Source organism: Streptococcus sp. SO2 (assembly GCF_030440025.1).
The window spans coordinates 442,364-463,594 of record NZ_JAQFJH010000001.1 but is presented as its reverse complement, the minus strand read 5'-3'; the positions used below and the strand labels follow the sequence as shown (position 1 = coordinate 463,594).

9 protein-coding genes are annotated in these 21,231 nt (G+C 42.5%); all 9 read left to right on the top strand.

Annotation, left to right across the window (positions count from 1 at the left end):
- The first annotated feature begins 6 nt into the window (after positions 1 to 6).
- The gene (locus PCY17_RS02150) at positions 7 to 537 is read left to right on the top strand and encodes a cell division protein SepF (protein ID WP_000053367.1); all 531 of its coding nucleotides are present in this window, start codon (positions 7 to 9) and stop codon (positions 535 to 537) included.
- Positions 537 to 797: a YggT family protein gene (locus PCY17_RS02145; protein WP_000576501.1), complete on the top strand. Its 261-nt coding sequence runs from the start codon at positions 537 to 539 to the stop codon at positions 795 to 797. Before PCY17_RS02150 ends, PCY17_RS02145 begins: the two co-directional genes overlap by 1 nt.
- A complete protein-coding gene (locus tag PCY17_RS02140; RefSeq protein ID WP_000126363.1) occupies positions 794 to 1,585 on the top strand; it encodes an RNA-binding protein in 792 nt (263 codons plus the stop codon). Before PCY17_RS02145 ends, PCY17_RS02140 begins: the two co-directional genes overlap by 4 nt.
- Positions 1,586 to 1,593: 8 nt before the next feature.
- Positions 1,594 to 1,848 (top strand): DivIVA domain-containing protein, encoded by a 255-nt coding sequence (locus PCY17_RS02135; protein WP_000028988.1) that lies wholly within the window; start codon positions 1,594 to 1,596, stop codon positions 1,846 to 1,848.
- 16 nt (positions 1,849 to 1,864) lie between these two features.
- Positions 1,865 to 2,659 (top strand): DivIVA domain-containing protein, encoded by a 795-nt coding sequence (locus tag PCY17_RS02130; protein ID WP_044020427.1) that lies wholly within the window; start codon positions 1,865 to 1,867, stop codon positions 2,657 to 2,659.
- A 252-nt stretch (positions 2,660 to 2,911) separates the two neighbouring features.
- Complete coding sequence (gene ileS / locus PCY17_RS02125) at positions 2,912 to 5,704, top strand: isoleucine--tRNA ligase (RefSeq protein WP_301391125.1); 2,793 nt, start codon at positions 2,912 to 2,914, stop codon at positions 5,702 to 5,704.
- Between the two features lie 294 nt (positions 5,705 to 5,998).
- Positions 5,999 to 13,501, top strand: coding sequence for an SIALI-17 repeat-containing surface protein (locus PCY17_RS02120; RefSeq protein WP_301391123.1), 7,503 nt, complete (start codon positions 5,999 to 6,001; stop codon positions 13,499 to 13,501).
- Positions 13,502 to 13,749: 248 nt separating this feature from the next.
- Complete coding sequence (locus PCY17_RS02115) at positions 13,750 to 20,460, top strand: ZmpA/ZmpB/ZmpC family metallo-endopeptidase (RefSeq protein ID WP_301391121.1); 6,711 nt, start codon at positions 13,750 to 13,752, stop codon at positions 20,458 to 20,460.
- 229 nt (positions 20,461 to 20,689) lie between these two features.
- Positions 20,690 to 21,070: a hypothetical protein gene (locus PCY17_RS02110; RefSeq protein ID WP_084856178.1), complete on the top strand. Its 381-nt coding sequence runs from the start codon at positions 20,690 to 20,692 to the stop codon at positions 21,068 to 21,070.
- Positions 21,071 to 21,231 lie beyond the last annotated feature (161 nt).

Below are 21,231 nucleotides of genomic sequence, written 5' to 3'. Positions count from 1 at the left end.
AGAGCTATGTCTTTAAAAGATAGATTCGATAAATTTATAGATTATTTTACAGAAGACGGAGAAGAAACGACTAACTACCAGACTCAACAAGAGGAAACAGTTAGCCCAGCCATCTCATCTTCTAAAGAATTACCAGCACCTGCTCAGTCAGGATCAGCTAAAGATGCAAATATCACTCGTCTTCATGCGCGACAGCAAGAATTGGCAATGCAAAGCCATCGTTCAGATGAGAAAGTGACAATTGATGTTCGCTATCCAAGAAAATATGAAGATGCAACTGAAATTGTAGATTTGTTGGCTGGAAATGAAAGTATTTTGATTGATTTCCAATATATGACAGAGGTTCAAGCCCGTCGTTGCCTTGATTACTTGGATGGAGCCCGTCATGTCTTGGCTGGAAATATGAAAAAAGTTGCGAGTACGATGTATCTATTGACGCCTGTCAATGTTGTCGTGAATATTGAAGATATCAAGCTTCCAGATGAATCACAAAGCGCTGAGTTTGGTTTTGATATTAAACGAAATAGAGCAAGATAATGATTTTCTTAATTCGTTTAATCCAAAATGCGGTTAGCATTTATTCCATCATTCTCGTTGCATTTGCTCTTCTTTCATGGTTTCCAAATGCCTATGAAAGCCAGCTAGGTCGCTTAGTTATCAGACTTGCTCGCCCAGTTATTGAGCCCCTTCGTAAGCTCAATCTACAATTTGCTGGTCTTGATTTTACGGTTTGGGCAGCGCTGATTCTGATTCAGTTTGTTGGAAATCTCTTAACACGACTAGTCTTATTACTATGACAGCAAATCGAGCCATTTATCAGCATTTTTCCCAAGATGATATTCCCTTTATTGATAAGGGGTTAGAGTGGATCAAGCGGGTAGAAGATACCTATGCACCGGTACTTACTCCTTTTATCAATCCCCATCAGGAACAGATTTTGAGGGTACTAGCTGGGACATATGGACTGGGTTGCCAAAGTAGTGGTGATTTTCTTCCGACAGAGTCGGTTCGAGTTCTTCTCTATCCAGATTACTTTGAACCGGAGATATCAGACTTTGAAATGGCCTTGTTGGAAATTTGCTATCCGAGTAAGTTTGAGCAACTGAGTCATGGAAAAATATTGGGAACAATTATCAACCAACTAGGAATTGACCGTAAATTATTTGGTGATATCTTGGTAGATGAAAAGAGAGCACAGATTTTTGTCAATCGTGATTTCATTCCTCTTTTTCAGGATGGAATAAGAAAGATTGGCAGACTTCCTGTATCGCTGGAGGAACGTCCTTTTACCGATAGGATTTTGTCTAAAATTGATTATAGAGAACGAGAAATTTTAGTTTCGAGTTTTCGATTGGATGCCCTCTTATCAAGTGCCTTGAAATTATCTAGAAACCAAGCTAGTCAACTGATAGAGAAAAAATCTGTCCAGGTAAATTATCATGTGGTTGAAAAATCTGATTACCAGGTTGCAGTTGGGGATTTGATCAGTGTGAGAAAGTTTGGTCGTTTGAAAGTTGTCAAAGACAATGGTCAGACCAAAAAGGATAAGAAAAAACTAACAGTCAGGCTACTTTTAAGCAAGTGAGAAAAAATATGTCGATTACACCACAAGAAATAAGTGATAAAGCTTTCTCAAGAACATTCAGAGGCTACAATCAGGAAGAAGTTGACCTATTTCTAGATAAGATTTACTTTGAATTAGAGGAGATGATTCGATACAAAGATGAAACTGAACTCTATATCAAAAAACTAGAAGAACGTCTTTCCTATTATACGAATGATATTCCTAAGAGAACAGTAACAAGCGAGCAAGAACCAGAAGCAATTAATGATTCTATTTTTTATTAAGTAAGTGAGGAAAAGTATGCCAATTACATCGTTAGAAATTAAAGATAAAACCTTTGGTACAAGATTTAGAGGTTTTGATCCAGAAGAAGTAGACGAGTTTCTGGATATCGTTGTTCGTGACTACGAAGACTTGGTTCGTAGCAATCACGATAAAGAGACACACATCAAGAGTTTGGAAGAACGTTTGTCTTACTTTGATGAGATGAAGGATTCCTTGAGTCAGTCAGTTTTGATTGCTCAAGATACAGCGGAGCGTGTTAAACAAGCTGCTCAAGAACGTTCAAACAATATTATTCAACAAGCTGAACAAGATGCTCAGCGTTTGCTTGAAGAAGCGAAATACAAGGCAAATGAAATTCTCCGTCAGGCTACAGATAATGCGAAGAGAGTGGCTGTTGAGACAGAAGAGTTGAAGAATAAGAGCCGTGTATTCCATCAACGCCTCAAGTCTACGATTGAAAGTCAATTGGCTATTGTCGAGTCATCTGATTGGGAAGATATTCTTCGCCCAACAGCTACTTACCTTCAGACAAGTGATGAAGCCTTTAAAGAAGTGGTGGGTGAAGTTCTTGGTGAAACTGTATCTTTACAACCAGAGGAAGAGCCTATTGATATGACTCGTCAATTCACACCAGAAGAGGTTGCTGAATTGCAAGCTCGTATCGAGGCTGGTAACAAAGAATTAGCTGAGTTTGAAGCTCAACAAAACCAACAGACAGAAGAAAGTGACCAGCATGAAGAGTCAGTTGAAGTAGAAGCTACTGCGGCAACTGAGAACGATGCAAATAAAGAATCTGTTCTTATCCTATAAAAAAATGTGAGAACAAGATCCAACCAACTATATTTTCAGCGAGCGGGAGATGGTGAGAGTCCTGCAATCCCTAGTGGTTAGATTATCCTCTCAACGAATCTAATCTGAAAACAGTAAGACTAGACGTCCCCCACGTTACGGGAAAAGAGGAAAAGAGACCCTGTCTTTTTTCGAACAAAGGTGGTACCACGATTTTCGTCCTTTTTGCGAATCGTGGTTTTTATTTTGTCATTTTAAATTAAAGGAGTAACAATGAAACTTAAAGAAACCCTCAATCTAGGGAAAACAGACTTTCCTATGCGTGCTGGTCTTCCAACCAAAGAACCAGTTTGGCAAAAAGAATGGGAAGAAGCAAAACTTTACCAACGTCGTCAAGAATTGAACCAAGGAAAACCGCATTTCACCTTGCATGATGGACCTCCGTATGCAAACGGAAATATCCACGTTGGACATGCCATGAACAAGATTTCTAAAGATATTATTGTTCGTTCTAAGTCTATGTCTGGATTTTATGCTCCTTATATCCCAGGTTGGGATACTCATGGTCTGCCAATCGAGCAAGTCTTGGCAAAACAGGGCGTTAAACGCAAAGAAATGGACTTGGTTGAGTACTTGAAACTTTGCCGCGAGTACGCTCTTTCTCAAGTTGATAAACAACGTGAAGACTTTAAACGTTTGGGTATTTCTGGTGACTGGGAAAATCCTTATGTGACTTTGACTCCAGACTATGAAGCAGCTCAGATCCGTGTCTTTGGTGAGATGGCTAAAAAAGGCTATATCTACCGTGGTGCCAAGCCAGTTTACTGGTCATGGTCTTCTGAGTCAGCCCTTGCTGAAGCGGAAATTGAGTATCATGACTTGCTTTCAACTTCCCTTTACTATGCTAACCGCGTCAAAGACGGAAAAGGTGTGCTAGATACAGACACTTACATCGTAGTTTGGACAACTACTCCATTTACCATTACAGCTTCTCGTGGTTTGACTGTTGGAGCGGATATTGATTACGTAGTCGTACAACCTGCTGGTGAGACTCGTAAGTTTGTGGTTGCTTCAGAATTGTTGAATAGCTTGTCTGAGAAATTTGGTTGGGCTGATGTTCAGGTCTTGGCAACCTACCGTGGTCAAGAATTGAACCACATTGTGACAGTCCACCCATGGGATACGGCTGTAGATGAGTTGGTAATCCTGGGTGACCACGTTACGACTGACTCTGGTACTGGTATTGTCCATACAGCCCCTGGTTTTGGTGAGGACGACTACAATGTTGGTGTTGCCAACGGCCTTGAAGTTGCTGTAACAGTTAACGAACGCGGTATTATGATGGAAAATGCTGGTCCTGAATTTGCGGGTCAGTTCTATGACAAGGTTGTGCCGACTGTTATCGAAAAACTGGGCGATTTGCTCCTTGCTCAAGAAGAAATCTCTCACTCATACCCATTTGACTGGCGTACCAAGAAACCAATCATCTGGCGTGCTGTTCCACAGTGGTTTGCCTCTGTATCTAAATTCCGCCAAGAAATCTTGGATGAAATTGAAAAAGTGAAGTTCCACTCAGAATGGGGTAAAGTTCGTCTTTACAATATGATTCGTGACCGTGGCGACTGGGTTATCTCTCGTCAACGTGCTTGGGGAGTTCCCCTTCCTATCTTCTATGCTGAAGACAGAACGCCAATCATGACTGCTGAGACTATTGAACATGTAGCTCAACTCTTTGAGGAACACGGTTCTATCATCTGGTGGGAACGTGATGCTAAGGACCTCTTGCCAGAAGGATTTACTCATCCAGGTTCACCAAATGGCGAGTTCAAGAAAGAAACAGATATCATGGACGTATGGTTTGACTCAGGTTCATCATGGAATGGAGTAGTGGTCAACCGTCCAGAACTCAAATATCCAGCAGATCTATACCTTGAAGGTTCTGACCAGTACCGTGGTTGGTTCAACTCATCACTTATCACATCTGTTGCTAACCATGGCGTTGCTCCTTACAAACAAATCTTGTCACAAGGTTTTGCCCTTGATGGTAAAGGTGAGAAGATGTCTAAATCTCTTGGAAATACCATTGCTCCAAGTGATGTTGAAAAACAATTTGGTGCGGAAATCTTGCGTCTCTGGGTAACAAGTGTGGACTCAAGCAATGACGTGCGTATCTCTATGGATATCTTGAGCCAAGTCTCTGAAACTTACCGTAAGATCCGTAACACTCTTCGTTTCTTGATTGCCAACACATCTGACTTTAACCCAGCTCAAGACGCAGTAGCTTACGATGAGCTTCGTTCTGTTGACAAGTACATGACCATCCGCTTTAACCAGCTTGTGAAAACGATTCGTGATGCTTATGCCAACTTTGAATTCTTGACAATCTACAAGGCCTTGGTGAACTTCATCAACGTTGATTTGTCAGCCTTCTACCTTGACTTCGCTAAAGACGTTGTTTACATCGAAGGTGCCAAATCACTCGAACGCCGTCAAATGCAGACTGTGTTCTATGACATTCTTGTGAAAATCACCAAACTCTTGACACCAATCCTTCCGCACACAGCAGAGGAAATCTGGTCATATCTTGAGTTTGAAGCTGAAGACTTCGTTCAATTGTCTGAATTACCAGAAGCTCAAACTTTTGCCAACCAAGAAGAAATCTTGGATACATGGTCAGCCTTCATGGATTTCCGTGGACAAGCTCAAAAAGCCTTGGAAGAAGCGCGTAATGCAAAAGTAATCGGTAAATCACTCGAAGCCCACTTGACAGTTTATCCAAATGAAGTGGTGAAAACTCTTCTTGGAGCAGTGGATAGCAATGTAGCTCAACTTTTGATCGTGTCAGAATTGACCATCGCTGAAGGTACAGCTCCAGAAGGCGCAGTTAGCTTTGAGGATGTTGCCTTTACAGTTGAACGCGCTGCAGGTGAAGTTTGTGACCGTTGCCGTCGTATCGACCCAACAACAGCAGAACGCAGCTACCATGCAGTCATCTGTGATCACTGTGCAAGCATCGTAGAAGAAAACTTTGCAGATGCAGTTGCAGAAGGATTTGAAGCCAAATAATCAGATTAGAAATATGTCTTCTCATAGTTTAAGGTGAGAGGAAAGGTAAAAGAGAGAAAGTCATTTCTCTCTTTTTTTGCTGGTAAAAGCTTAGGACAAAGATGTAGAAATTCAACATTTTTAAGGAAAGTTTTAAGTTGATTTTTTGAGATTTTTTAAAAAGAGGAGTCGTTTTTCGGTACTTTTAAAAAGCATGTGTTGCTTCTAAAAATCGCGACAAATAATTTGAATAATCAAGTGAAATCAGGTAGAATAGAAAGGATTGAATAATATATTGAAAAGGAAATCTTTAGAATGACACATCAGTTTTATGGAGAAAAACGACAGCGCTTTTCTTTCCGGAAGTTGTCCGTTGGGCTCGTTTCGGCGACTATTGGAAGCTTCTTTTTGAGTGGGCAAATAACTGGGGACTTGACTTCTGTAAAGGCAGCAGAAATTCAAAGTCAGCAGTCTGCTCATGTCAAATACCACTACGTAGTGGAGTCTGAATTGACGGAGGCAGAGAAGAGTGCCTTGATAAGGGAGATTCCAAAGCATGTTGAGGATGCTTCAGAGACCTATTACTTAGTTTATCGTCCGACTACTCAAGGGGATTCATCTGGAGTATTGCCTAAGACAGGTCACTCCGGCCTTTGGGAATCAACTTTTACAGCGATGGGTCTTGCATTACTAGTGCTTGTAGTAGTTAGAGGCAGAAATGGGAAGAGGTATTTATCTTCTATCTTGTTGGTAACTGGAATGGGATCCATACTGCTATCTCCAACAGTCTTAGCAGTGACGAATATCGAGCTCGCTGCATATAATCAAAGTCTTAACTTGGGTTTTGGAGATGCACTGCCAGCGCCATTGAAAATTGATGGTTACGACTATATCGGTTACTTAAAGAATGAAGAACAAAATGATAGTCATTTAGCTCATTCTGTTCAGAAGGAAAATCCGACACTTGACTTGGAGAAAGAGAAGGGAAGTGAACTTAAACCGAGTGAAACAAATCTTGATATGAAAGAGATTGTTTCAGATAAGGGGGATGCTTTAACTGAGGAAGAAAGAGAAGCTATAGCTGCTAAGGAGAGAGAGTCTGCTCGTCTAAGCACCGTTTATGACTTGCCAGAACTAAAAATTAGTGAGCAGGAGTCAGTTCAAGAACTTCCTTATCAGACAAAATACCAATATACCGATGAATTGGCTCAAGGGCAATCAAAAGTCATACAATCAGGTGTTCGAGGTCAACGTACAGTGGTGACTCGTCATTATCATGAGAATCAAGAAATCGTAAAAAGCGAAATGATTTCTGATCAAGTGACGCTTGAACCTGTTTCTGAAATTATTTTAGTTGGAACAGCTCCAACTAACTCGATACCAAAAGAAACTCCAGTTCATGAAGTTCCAGAATTGGCAGAATATGGCACAAGTCCTGAAACCTCTCCAATTCACGAAGTTCCAGAATTGACAGAATACGGAACCAGTCCCGAGACATCTCCAGTTCACGAAGTTCCAGAATTAGCAGAGTACGGAACTAGTCCTGAGACGTCTCCGGTTCGTGAGACTCCAGAACTGACAGAATATGGCACAAGTCCTGAAACATCTCCAGTTCACGAAGTTCCAGAATTGACAGAATATGGCACAAATTCTGAGACAGCCCCAGTTCAAGAGATTCCAGAATTGACGGAATATGGCACAACTCCAGAAACAGCCCCAGTTCACGAAGTTCCAGAATTGGCAGAGTATGGCACCAGTTCTGATACAGCTCCAGTTCAAGAGATTCCAGAACTGACAGAATATGGGACAAATCCTGATACAGCTCCTATTCATGAGAATTCTGAGTTGGAATTGACTACAAATGATGAGGTTAGAATAGAAAAGATTGATTTTTCTATTGACGAGCAATATACAGATGAGATTCCAGAAGGAAGTCGTCAAATCACAACTCCAGGAGTCCAAGGTGAGCGGACCATCAAGACTCGTGTTTACAGTTCCAATGGTCAAGTTGTCGACCGCCAAGAACTTTCGAATGAAGAAACCTTGGCTCCAGTAACGCAAATTGTCAAAGTCGGAACAGCTAAACCAAGCATGGTACCGAACGATCCACCGCAAGCAGACGCCCTGCCAGAGTATCCGTTGACATATACTGACGAAACTCGGGTTGAGAGAATTAACTTCACAATTCGTGAAGAAGAAACGGATGAATTGGTTCGAGATGCTCGTCAAATTGCGACTCCAGGAGTCCAAGGTGAGCGTACGATTAAGACTCGTGTCTATAGTTCGAACGGTCAAGAGGTTGACCGCCAAGAGTTGTCCAATGAGGAAACTCTAGCTCCTGTAACGCAAATTGTTAAAGTTGGAACGGCTAAGCCAAGCATGGTACCGAACGATCCACCGAAAGCAGATGCCCTGCCAGAGTACCCGTTGACTTATACCGATGAAACTCGGGTAGAGAAAATCAACTTTACCATTCGTGAAGAAGAAACGGATGAATTGGTTCAAGATGCCCGCCAGATCGCAACACCAGGTGTTGAGGGAGAGCGTACGATTAAGACTCGTGTCTATAGTTCGAACGGTCAAGAGGTTGACCGCCAAGAGTTGTCCAATGAGGAAACACTAGCTCCTGTAACGCAAATTGTTAAAGTTGGTACGGCTAAGCCAACTATGGTGCCAAATGAAGCGCCAAAAGCAGATATTCTGCCAGAATATCCGCTAACTTACACTGACGAAACGCGCGTTGAAAAAATCAACTTTAACATTCGTGAAGAAGAAACGGATGAATTGGTTCGTGATGCTCGTCAAATCGCCACTCCAGGCGTTCAAGGCGAACGGACCATCAAGACTCGTGTCTACAGTTCTAACGGTCAAGTTGTTGATCGTCAAGAGTTGTCTAATGAAGAAACCTTGGCTCCAGTAACGCAAATTGTCAAAGTCGGCACAGCTAAACCAAGCATGGTACCGAATGAAGCTCCGAAAGCAGATATTCTGCCAGAATACCCGCTAACTTACACTGACGAAACGCGCGTTGAAAAAATCAACTTTAACATTCGTGAAGAAGAAACGGATGAATTGGTTCGAGATGCTCGTCAAATTGCGACTCCAGGAGTCCAAGGTGAGCGTACGATTAAGACTCGTGTTTACAGCTCTAACGGTCAGGAAATCGATCGCCAAGAATTGTCTAATGAGGAAACCCTAGCTCCAGTAACGCAAATTGTCAAAGTCGGAACAGCTAAACCAAATATGGTACCAAATGATGCACCAAAAGCGGAAGCTTTAGAGGAGTTCGATTTAATTTCACTGCATAATCTCTTGGCAGAAGCGGATCAGATTAAAGCTCAGGCCAGTTATTTCAACGATAGTCAGAGTCATCAAGCTAACTATGATGCTGCTTTGACGGCAGGTCAAGCTATTCTGAGCCAATCTCAAGCTAGCCAAGCAGAAGTCAACCAACTGGTGGAACAAATCAATCAAGCCAAGGCGCAATTAAGTGGACTTGAAGTTGTCAAAACAGCTCTCCAGACTGAGTACGATTTAAATCCAAGAGTTAAAACTTCTGTTAAATATAAGAATGCGGATTCAGAAAAGCAGACAGCTTATACTGACGAATTGACCAAGGCAGAGGGAGTTTTGAACAATCAGACTGCTACACAAGTACAGGTCAACCAAGCTCTTGTTAGTCTGACAGCAGCCAAAGAAGCACTAAATGGAGTGCCTAAAGTCAAGCCGACTGTTTCAATTCTAAGTCTGACTGAGAATACTGATGATAAGTCGGTGACGGTTCAATATAGATTGGAAGACCAGACCCAGTCCTTCCGTTTAGCGACTGCAGAATTGTACCAGGGAGACCAGCTGATTCGCACTCTTCCAATTACCAACTTTGCTGGCAGCTTGAAAATTGGCGACTTAGACTACTACACAGGCTACACTCTAAAAACTAAGTTGACTTATGAATTGGATAATGGTAGCTTTACTGAGTTTGAAACAGACAGTCGTAACTTTGAGCTAGAATACAAGAAGATTGCCTTCCGTGATATTGATTCCGTTGAGTTTTATCATAAAGAAAACGACCAATACAAGCGCTTTGTATCGATGAACTCTATGCCTACGGATCTGTCTACTTACTTCGTCAAGATCAAATCAAGCGAATCCAAGGAAATTCTCCTACCAGTTCACAGCATTTCTGAAGCAGAGAAAGATGGCAAGGCAGTCTATAAGGTTAATGTAACCCTTCCTGAACTCGTCCAAGAAAGTGAAACGGGCTATAAGTCTGGGCACGACTTCTACATCAGTAAGGCAGTCCCAAGCCAGCAAAATGTCTACACTAGCTTTGCTAGATTGGTAGACGCTATGAAGCGAAATATGGCAGGAAATTATGTGTTGGGAGCTGATTTGGATGCTAGTGAGGTTAGTCTTGCACCTGCAGATTATGTCTACCTCAAAGGGAACTTCACAGGTAGCCTGACAGGTAGTCATAATGGTAAGCAATACGCCATTTATAATCTAGCCAAACCTTTATTTGAAAACCTCAAGAACGGATCTTCTATTACCAATATCGACTTTAAAGATGTGAATATCGTGGGTACCTATGACTCGGCTGCGCTGGCACGTAATGCGGAGAATGCGCGAATCACAGATGTTTCTGTTCAGGGGAGAGTATCGGTAGTAGGAAACGCCTCTAACGTAGCGGGTCTAGTAGTTAATGGAACCAATACGAAGATTACAAATAGTTCCTTTACGGGTACCATCCTATCTAACAGTCAACACATCAAAGCCTATAACGTAGGTGGTTTGGTTTCAAGCCTTAAAGGAGGAGAATCTCTTCTTAGCCAAAGTAAAGCAGATGTAACGATTATAAGTGGTGCACGATCAAATGAACAACGTATCGGTGGTTTGGTTGGACGTCTAGAAAACAATGCTCGAATTACCAAATCTTATGTGACAGGAAAAGTATATAATGCAACCACTAACGGTCAAATCGGTGGAGTGGTCGGCTCGAACTACTTTAATGGTTTAGTTGATAATGTGATCAGTAATGTTAGCGGTACAAATGTTTACAGTATTTCTGGGGATCAGGGCTACAAAAACGACCGCATTACGCAAGCATATAAAGTTGCTAAGAGTGAAACCTTGAAAAACGATCAGTTTGTTACTTCTACAATTACTCAAGAAGAAATGGAAGAAAAACTGACTGCTATGGACATCACGACTAGCCTAGATGACACGAATCTAAATACGCGTTTTGTCGACTATGGTGAGGAAAAAAATGTTCAATTCGACCGCGGATATTCTTACGCAAATATGGAGAAACTGCTTCCTTTCTACAATAAAGAAACCATTGTTTCGTTTGCGAACAAGATTCCGAAAGAGCATAAGTTGAACAAGGAGTACCTACTGGATGTTGTTCCGATGAAGGGTGACCAGATTATCACTGATATCCATGGCAATAAAACAGCAATCAATCGTTTGATGCTGCACTACATGGACAATACCATTGACTACCTAGAAATATCTTATCAGGGAGATTTCGTCAACCAAGGTATTGCTGAGTATAGTATCAAGGGGTTAGACCTTCTTTATACTCCAGAAGCCTTTGTATCAGATTATACTAGCATTCTAAATCAAGTGTTGCCAGAGCTGAACAAGGTCGTTCTTGATTCGCCAGCTATGCGTACAGCTCTCGGAGTAGCAGCAGATACTTCTTTGGATGAACTATACTTAGACACCGCATTTACGCAGGTGAAAAGTAAGCTATCAGGTGAGCTTCGAAAAGTGCTAGCTATGGATAAGGCTATCAATACTGAAGGTGAAGTAGTTAAGGATTATCTTGTTAAGAAGATTCTTGCTGATAAAGAAGCTTTCCTATTAGGTTTGACTTACCTTAACCGTTGGTATAATATCAACTATGACAACTTTAATGTTAAGGACCTATCGGCTTACAAGATGGATTTCTATGGTAAGAATGACGTTTCGGTTCTTGATACAATCATTGCTTTAGGGAAATCAGGACTTAAGAATCTCAAGGCTAAGAACAACTATACAGCATATGATAATTCGCTCTCTGAAGCAACTGGCAAGCGAGGACTCTTCAATTACCTTGAAGGCTACCGTCAGCTCTTCCTACCATACAAGACCAATAATGAATGGCTCAAGACCAATACAAAAGCCTACATCGTTGAGGCTAAGTCCGATGTAGCAGAAGCGAGACAGCTTCAGGACGCAGCCGAGGGCAAGAGCAAGTACTCTGTCGGTGTTTATGACAAGATTACAGCAGATAATTGGGAACACAAGGGCATGCTCCTGCCACTCTTGACCATGACGGAGAAGGGTGTCTATGCCATCTCTAATATGTCTACCCTCTCTATGGGAGCTTATGATCGCTACCGCCTGGATGCCAATAACAGAGTGCGTACAGACGCAGAACTAGTTGAATATGTCGAAGACAGAGTGAGAAAAACAGCTGAATACCAGCGCGACCACTATGATTTCTGGTATAAGATTCTGAATCCAGAAAGCAAGGACAAGCTCTTCCGTTCTGTTCTGGTTTATGATGGGTTCTTCTTGACTGATAAAGCAGGACAAAGCTACTGGGCTCCAGCTAATGACAAAAAATCACAGGCTATGCAGGAATTCTTTGGACCAGCTGGCAAGTGGTATCCAAGCAAGGGTTACAATGCCTATGCTACGGGAAGTGTTACCCATTTTGATAGAGCACGATTGTTAGAAGACTATGGAAACTCAGTCTACACGCATGAGATGACCCATAATTCTGACGGTGCAATTTACTTTGAAGGTTATGGCCGTCGTGAGGGCTTGGGTGCGGAACTCTATGCTCGGGGACTCTTGCAATCTTCGCCGAGCGCAGATGAACCAACTATTACGCTCAATACTCTCTTCAAGGTGGACAAGGATTCTAAGACACGTATGCATACCTATAATTTCAAGGAGCGTGTTAAAAATGCAGCAGATCTGCAACACTATGTTCATGGTATGTTTGACATGATCTACACCTTGGACTATCTAGAAGGTACTTCTATGCTGAAGCAGAGTGATGCTGCCAAGTTACAGTGGTTCAGGAAGATGGAGAATTACTATATTACAGATAAGTATGGTAAGGAGACCCACGCTGGTAACCAGACGCGAAGCTTCACTGCTGAAGAAATCAAGCAGCTGAAGACCTTTGATTCCCTGATTGAAAATGATGTGATCACTCGTCGGGAGAACAAGGAAAGTGGGAAATATGGTCGAAATGGCTACCTCAGTCTCAGCCTCTTCTCACCAATTTACTCAGCCTTGAGCAATCCAAATGGAGCACCTGGTGACGTTATGTTCCGTCGCACAGCCTATGAATTACTGGCAGCCAAGGGCTATCATGACGGATTTGTCCCTTATGTTTCCGGTCAGTACTCTCAGGAAGCCTTTGATGAAGGGATGAAAACGTGGGACGGATGGTCCGGAAGAGATGTTGGTCTCGTGACAGACCAGAAAGTCTTGGAAAATGTATTCAAGGGTGAATACACCTCTTGGGTAGCCTTCAAGAAGGCCATGTACAAGGAGCGAATTGATCAGCTGACCAAGCTGAAGCCAATTACCATTGAGTACGAGCTTAAAAATCCAAACAGTACCAAGAAAGTAACCATTCGTTCTTATGCAGAGATGCAGCAGTTGATGGACGCAGCCGTGGCAGAGGATGTACGCAACATTACCAATGCTACTAGCCGTGTCGAAGCTAGCTGGGTTAACCTGCTCAAGAAGAAGATTTACAACGCTTATCTTCGTGAGACAGACGACTTCAGACAGTCTATTTTCAAGAAATAAGGAAACGATTCTGTTTGATTAAAATTTGAAAATTCCTAGGTTTAAGGCTACCTAGGAATTTTTCTGTGGTTTCTCCATGATCTTGTTTGTGCATTCAAGACCTGATAAGATAAGGATTTTGACAGCGTAAATGAACTGAAAAGATTAGCAGTTTTTTGTGGCTATTATTTATAGCAAATAAATTGAATAATCTAGTAAATTTCGGTAGAATAGAGGGGATTCAAATCATGATGAAGGAAAGATTAGAAATGAAAAGAAGTTATTTAGGAGAAAAGCACCAACGTTTTTCATTGAGAAAAGTTTCGGTTGGTTTAGTTTCTGCTTTGGTAGGGGTTTTCTACCTTTTTAGTGGAGGAGGTTCTCTTGCAAGTGTAGCAGCCAGTGAACAGACGCCATCCGTCACAAAACAGATTCACTATAAGTATGTGACAGAAAGTGAGCTCACGGACCAAGAAAAGCAATTGGTAGTCAAAGAATTGCCACAGTTTGCTGAGGAAACAGATGATACTTACTATTTGATTTATCGTCCGACGAGACAGCTGCCTGCAACTGGTCACAGCCAACTCATTAGCTCAATTGCAGCAGGGGCAGGCATTGTGCTACTGGTCGTAGCGATTAAACTGGGCAGAGATGATCGCAAGAAACTTGCTTCATTCATGCTTTTGACCAGTCTAGGAAGTCAGCTGATTGCGCCAACTTCCTTGGCTTTGACAAATCAAATGCTGGCAGACTATAATCAGGAATTGACTGTACAGGTCGGGGAAACATTGCAATCCCCACTTACGATTGAAGGCTACCAATATGTAGGGTATTTGAAATCTCAAAAAGAAGTAAACTCTCCAGTTGATGGCAAGAAAGAGTTGAATCATTCGGCTCCTATTGATACTCCAGTCCAAACTTCGAACGGAAGCCAAGCGCAGGAAGAGTATCGTTCTCAGAAACCAAGTGATGCTCCTGTATTTGAACAACCAGAGTTAAAGGTTGATAGTAAAGATACCAGTCGTACAGAGATTATTCCTTTCCAAGTGGTGGAAGTAGAGGCGGATGATTTGCCGCAAGGTCAAACTGAGGTGATTCAGGCAGGGAAAAATGGTAGTCGTACCATCGTGACCCGCAGCTACTTTTTAAATGGTCAGGTGATCCATACAGAGGAGGTTTCCAATCAGGTAACGACTGAGCCGACTTCTGAGATTAGAAAAGTCGGAAGCAAGATCCCTTCTCCTACAAAACCAAGCCCAGGGGAGTCCGTTAGCGAGAAACCAACAGACGCTCCAATAAATGAAGTTCCAAGCTTAAACGTTGAAGAAAAAGATGTTACCACAACAGTGGCTGAACCCTACACTCGAGAACGAGTAGAGAGTGATAGCTTGCCAGTTGGCCAAATCAAGATAACTCAAGCTGGTCAAGATGGAGTGCGTACAATCGTCACCCGTCAGTACATGGTAAATGGAAAAGTAGAGAGAAGCCAGGAACTCTCTAACGAAGTGACAACTCCAGCAGTATCAGAAATCGTAACAGTTGGAACAGGCCCTGTTAGCGAGAAACCAACAGACGCTCCTGTAAATGAAGTTCCAAGTCTAGAGGTTGAGGAAAAGGATGTTACTACGACGGTAGCAGAACCCTACACTCGAGAACGAGTAGAGAGTGATAGCTTACCAGTTGGCCAGACCAAGATAACCCAAGCTGGTCAAGATGGCGTCCGTACAATCGTCACCCGTCAGTACATGGTAGATGGAAAAGTAGAGAGAAGCCAGGAACTCTCTAACGAAGTGACGACTCCAGCGGTCTCAGAAATCGTAACAGTTGGAACAGGCCCTGTTAGCGAGAAACCAACAGACGCTCCAATAAATGAAGTTCCAAGCTTAAACGTTGAGGAAAAGGATGTTACCACGACGGTAGCAGAACCCTACACTCGAGAACGAGTAGAGAGTGATAGCTTGCCAGTTGGCCAGACCAAGATAACCCAAGCTGGTCAAGATGGAGTGCGCACAATCGTCACCCGTCAGTACATAGTAGATGGCAAAGTAGAGAGAAGCCAGGAAATCTCCAACGAAGTGACGACTCCAGCGGTATCAGAGATCGTAACGGTTGGAACAGCTCCTGTTAGCGAGAAACCAACAGACGCTCCTGTAAATGAAGTTCCAAACTTAAACGTTGAGGAAAAGGATGTTACTACGACGGTAGCAGAACCCTACCCAACTAAGGAAGTGGAAAGTGCAGACCTGCCTTTGGGGCAAAGGGAAGTTAGCCAAGCTGGTCAAGAGGGCGTCCGTACGATTGTGACTCGTCAGTATTTAGTAGATGGAAAAGTCGAAAATACAGAGGAAATCTCTAACACTATCACAAAAGAAGCAGTTCCTCAGATTATCAAAGTCGGTACAAAACCAATTTCTACAAATGCGGATCACGCTCCTGTGGAACCAGAAAAAGGAACTCTCGACCTCGAACCCTTACACCAATTAGTGGAAGAGGCCGATAGCATTCAGAAAACGCATCAGTATTTCAATGATACCACTGCAGATCAAGAGTCTTATAAACAGGCAGTCGCAAATGCCCAAGCTCTCTTTGAGGCATCTCATGCTAGTCAAGAACAGGTTGATTCTTTGAAAAAGGCCCTTGAAACTGCTAAGAATAATCTAGATGGCCAACCTGTTGATAAGAAAACTCTTGGTGTTGAATTTGACATGAAGGATGTGACTCAGTCTACAGTTGCTTACCAGTATGCTGATGAACAAGCCAAACTCCGCTATCGTCGTGCTCTAGATCAGGCCAAGCTCGTTTTGGACAATCCTTTCGCCAATCAAGCCTTGGTCGATCAAGTTCGGACGGATCTCGAGGCCGCTCGTCAAGCTCTGGATGGTGTCAAGAGAAAACCAACCCTCTCTCTAGTCCGTGTCGAGAAGGAAGAAGACAAACGCCAAGTTTCTCTTAGCTATCACTTGACGGATGCTACAGCTAGCTATCAATCAGCCAAAGTGCAGCTATACAAGGGTGAAACGTTAATTAAGGAAGTCGACCTTGTGGACCTCACTCAAAAATTGACGCTTGATGACTTGGACTACTATACTCCTTATACCCTCAAAACTGTCATGAAATATGACCTGGGTCAAGGGGAACAAACTAGTATAGAGGATCAACGCCTAGTTCAGCTAGATTATAAGAAGGTTGAAATCAAAGACATCGACCGCATCGAACTGTACGGTAAAGATGGTAGTCACTACCGACGTTACCTATCCCTGTCGGAAGTGCCGTCTGATTTGGACAACTACTATGTCCGCATTCAGTCAGATAAGTTCAAGGATATGCTCTTACCTGTTTCTAAGATTACAGATAAGGGCAATGCCTACTCCGTAACGGTATCAGCTAATCAGCTCGTAGAGGGAGAAGGGGACCATTATCGTCCAGATTACTCTTTTGAACTGCCCAAAACGCCTCTTAGCCAAGAAGGTGTCTATACGTCTTTCAAAGCGCTCATAGAGGCTATGAAGTCAAACCCGACTGGAAACTTCAAACTAGGAGCGGATGTTTCAGCAGATGAGGTTGAGTTAGAACATTCTGCGACAAGCTATGTTCCAGAAGAATTTTCAGGTAGTCTAACTAGCCGAGTGGATGGAAAAGATTATACCATCTACAACTTGGCAAAACCACTCTTTGCAACCTTGAAAAATGCCACCATCCAGCAACTGACCTTGAAATCGGCTGCAGTGACAGGCAAGGATTCTATAGGGACCTTGGCTAGCAACGCTCAGAATGCAACGATTACGGATGTTTCTGTAAGTGGTAGTCTATCTGGTAACAAGCATATCGGTGGACTCGTAGGAGTTGCCCAAAACACAAAACTAACCAATGTTGCCTTTAAAGGGTCCATCACCAGCACCCAAGATGGAGGGCAGGAGTACAATATTGGTGGCCTGGTCGGTAATTTCCACGGCAACCAATCACTGGCGCAGAAGAGTCAGGCAGATGTATCTATCCAAGTAACGGGTCGAAATGGAGACCAGCGTGTTGGTGGCTTGATTGGTCGCATTCAGAATGGAGCTAGATTGGAAACTTCTTATGTGACCGGTTCTATCCAAAATGCAGGTCATTCTGGCCAAGTCGGTGGAGCGATTGGATCTACTTGGAACAATGGACAGGTCCGAAATGTCTTGACCAGTGTCAAGGTTCAAAATGGTCATGCGATGACAGGAGATCCCTATCCTGAGGCTTCTGTTCGGGACTCTTATGTTCTTGAAGGTACTACAGCAAATCGAAAAGATGAACGTTTTGTCCGTTCTATTTCAGAGGCCGATGCGCAAGCCAAACGTCAGTCCTTTGGAATCACTTCAAACTTGACGGACCAGGAGCCATTGCAGCAAGCTTACCAGCATCAAACAGACTATAGTCGAGTGAGGGGAGCCCAGGAGTCCAGAAAGCAAGCCTACGAAAATGTAGAAAAACTATTACCATTCTACAACAAAGACTTCATCGTTCATACAGCCAACCAATTAGCTGAAGATGATAAACTCAACAAAGTAGCCCTGCTAGATGTGGTTCCGATGAAAGACGAGACGCTGATAACGGATGTCAACAGCCATAAGGGTGAAATCAATAGACTGATGCTGCATTATGCAGATAAGACCATCGCTTATCTTGATCTGACCTACAAGGGTGATTTTGCCAATGGCCAGATTGCAGAATATAGCATTGCTGATAAGAATTTGCTCTATACACCAGAGGCCTTTCTATCGGACTATCAGACCATTAAAGAGAATGTCTTGGATAAACTCAAAGCTGTGACTTATGACTCAACTGCAGTGCGTAAGGTACTGGGAATTGGTGAAACAGCTTCCTTAGATGATCTTTATCTAGAAAAAGCCTTTGAACAAACCAAGGCTGAACTAGGTCAGGAGCTCCTCAAGGTACTTTCAGTTGACAAGTCGATTAACACCCTAGGTTCTGCCGTAGCTGATGCGATTAGCCAAAAGATTCTGAAGAACAAAGAGGCCTTCCTGCTTGGTCTGACCTATCTCAATCGTTGGTACAATGTCAACTATGGAACGTTCAACACCAAGGACCTTAATGCCTATAAGTTTGATTTCTTTGGTAATCAAGCAGCTTCGACACTGGATACTATCATTGCTCTCGGGAACTCTGGAATGGGCAATCTTCGAGCGCAAAACAACTTCAATGCTTACCGACAATTCCTAGCCAAGGAAAAAGGCAAAGGAGACCTCTTTGCTTACTTAGAAAGTCTGCGCGAACTCTTCTTACCAAACAAAACCAACAGTGAGTGGTTCAAGGAAAATACCAAGGCTTATATCGTAGAAGCTCGTTCAAGTCTGCCAGAAATTCAGGCTAAACAGGACAATGCAGATCGTAAGAGTAAGTATACAATCAAGGTCTACGACAGACTGACTCAGGGAGATTGGGGCTTCAAGCAAATGGTTCTCCAGCTTCTGACCTTACCTGAAAGAGATGTCTATATCATCAGCAATATGTCGACCATTGCCTTTGGTAGCTTTGGAGGCTACAGGAAAGAAGGTGGCAGAGTTCTCTCAGGAGAGGAACTCCATCGACACGTTGAAAAACTTGTGGATCAATCAGCTGAATGGCAACGAAACCACTATGACATGTGGTACAACATTCTAAGTCCAAACAGGAAAGACACTCTATTCAGACGGGTGATTGTTACAGACGGTTTCTTTCTTTATAATGATAAAGGCCAGCAATATTGGGCTCCGCGTAATGATAAGACCTCTGTTGCTATGTACAATTTCTTTGGTCCTGCTGGCAAGTATCACGGAGACAATGGACTAGGAGCCTTTGCCAATGGTTATGAAGTCTTCTACGTCTATGACCAGATGCTGGGAGCTTCTGGAACCATGGTCTATACCCATGAAATGACCCACAACTCGGATGGTTCTATCTATTTTGAAGGACATGGTCGTCGTGAGGGTGAAGGACCTGAGAGCTTTGCTACAGGGATGTTAGAGTCTGTAACCAATGTTAGCGAAAAAGGTCTCGTACTTAATAGCTTCTATCAAGGAGATAAAGATTCGACCACACGTTACCATACCTATGATCCTGTTGCACGATTCTCCTCAGCAGATGCTCTTCGAGACTACATGCATGGAGTCTTTGACGTACTGAACCTTCTGGATTATGTTGAAGGGGATGTTGTTACTGGTGTTCTAACTGATCAACAGAAAATGAAATGGTACCGTAAGGCTGAAAATTATAACTTTGAAAAAACTTCTTATGGTAAACAAGCCCACGCTGATGATCGAATTGTCCCTATAACTGCCGAAGAAGCAGCCAAACTAAAATCTGTCGATGCTCTGGTTGATCATAATATCATTGGTCGTCGCGATGGTTGGGATAGAGCTAGCTTTGGACGAAATGGCTACTATGTCATCAATATGTTTGCTTCCTTCTATGCAGCTCTGGACAATCCAACTGGTGCACCTGGTGGGCTTATGTTCCGCCGTAGAGCCTACGAATTGCTAGGAGACAAGGGCTACCAACAAGGATTTGTCCCATATGTATCTGGCCAATACGCTGGCCAAGCCCTCAAAGAAGGTGATAAGACCTACTCAACTTGGAACCGTGGAGATGTCGGAGTAGTTGGAGATGATCGGATCCTTAAAAATCTCTACGGTAGTCAGTATGAATCATGGAAGGATTTGAAGAAAGCTATGCTAAATGAGCGATACAACAAGGCTCAAAACTTCCTTCGCCCTATCACTATCGAGTTTGAAGCAGGAAAACTAGATAGCAAACGACAAATTACGATTTCTTCTTATGAGGAATTGCAAGATTATATGTACTTAGCAGTACTAGCGGATGCCTCAGCTAAGAACATTGATCGTGCCTTATCAGATAGCTCTAAGAGCAGTGTCGCCCAACTCAAGTATCGTATTTTTAATGCTTATCTACGTGCCACAGACGACTTCAGACAGTCCATCTTTGAAAGATAGACACGAAAAAAGAAGATCCAAGTGATCTTCTTTTTTAGGTGAATGGCTTGCTTAGTACAAAAACGAATGAATTTACAAATAAATTGATACAGGACATATTTCTTACTCTAAATATCTGGAGAGAAATTGGAAAACATTCATCATCTAGTATACTCGTTTCGAAATTTCTTTTGTTTTTCATGAAAATATGATAAAATGATAGTTGTAAAATTTTTTTAAGGAGATTCGGATGAAAACAAAAGCACTTGCTCGCGTAAATGCGATTTTTGGTCTTATTTCAGGTATCGTCTTACTGTTGGCACCTCTTGTTATGTTTATGATAGCTGTCGGGGCTGCTGCGGCGACGGAGGACTCTGATGCAACAGTTGGTATATTGACGATTTTTTCGATTATTTTGTCATTGGTAAAAATTGCTGTCTTGGTTTTAGGAATTGTGTCTATTGTGTATTACAAGGACGATGAGCGTGTGACTCCTGCACCGTCTGTTTTGTTTATCGTGGGTGGTTCTGTTGGATTGATCCCATTCTTGGGATGGGTAGGAGGAATTCTGACAATCATTGGTGGATCCCTCTATTTTGGACTTTTGAAAAAGTTCGAGATTCAAGAATAATGACTTTTTGTTAGGAATATTTTCAAATAAGAGAAGGCGCTTAGCCTTCTTTTTTTGTCATCAACGACGGATAAATTTTACAAGATAAATAAGCTTTGACATTCGTGAAATCTAAAGCATTTATTGGAGACAAGGAAGTATTTTTATAGTATAATGGTGGA

Coding starts and splice junctions, on each gene's coding strand:
- PCY17_RS02150 (WP_000053367.1), top strand. CDS start 7: ATGTCTTTAAAAGATAGATTCGATAAATTTATAGATTATTTTACAGAA.
- ileS (WP_301391125.1), top strand. CDS start 2,912: ATGAAACTTAAAGAAACCCTCAATCTAGGGAAAACAGACTTTCCTATG.
- PCY17_RS02110 (WP_084856178.1), top strand. CDS start 20,690: ATGAAAACAAAAGCACTTGCTCGCGTAAATGCGATTTTTGGTCTTATT.
- PCY17_RS02140 (WP_000126363.1), top strand. CDS start 794: ATGACAGCAAATCGAGCCATTTATCAGCATTTTTCCCAAGATGATATT.
- PCY17_RS02130 (WP_044020427.1), top strand. CDS start 1,865: ATGCCAATTACATCGTTAGAAATTAAAGATAAAACCTTTGGTACAAGA.
- PCY17_RS02120 (WP_301391123.1), top strand. CDS start 5,999: ATGACACATCAGTTTTATGGAGAAAAACGACAGCGCTTTTCTTTCCGG.
- PCY17_RS02135 (WP_000028988.1), top strand. CDS start 1,594: ATGTCGATTACACCACAAGAAATAAGTGATAAAGCTTTCTCAAGAACA.
- PCY17_RS02145 (WP_000576501.1), top strand. CDS start 537: ATGATTTTCTTAATTCGTTTAATCCAAAATGCGGTTAGCATTTATTCC.
- PCY17_RS02115 (WP_301391121.1), top strand. CDS start 13,750: ATGAAAAGAAGTTATTTAGGAGAAAAGCACCAACGTTTTTCATTGAGA.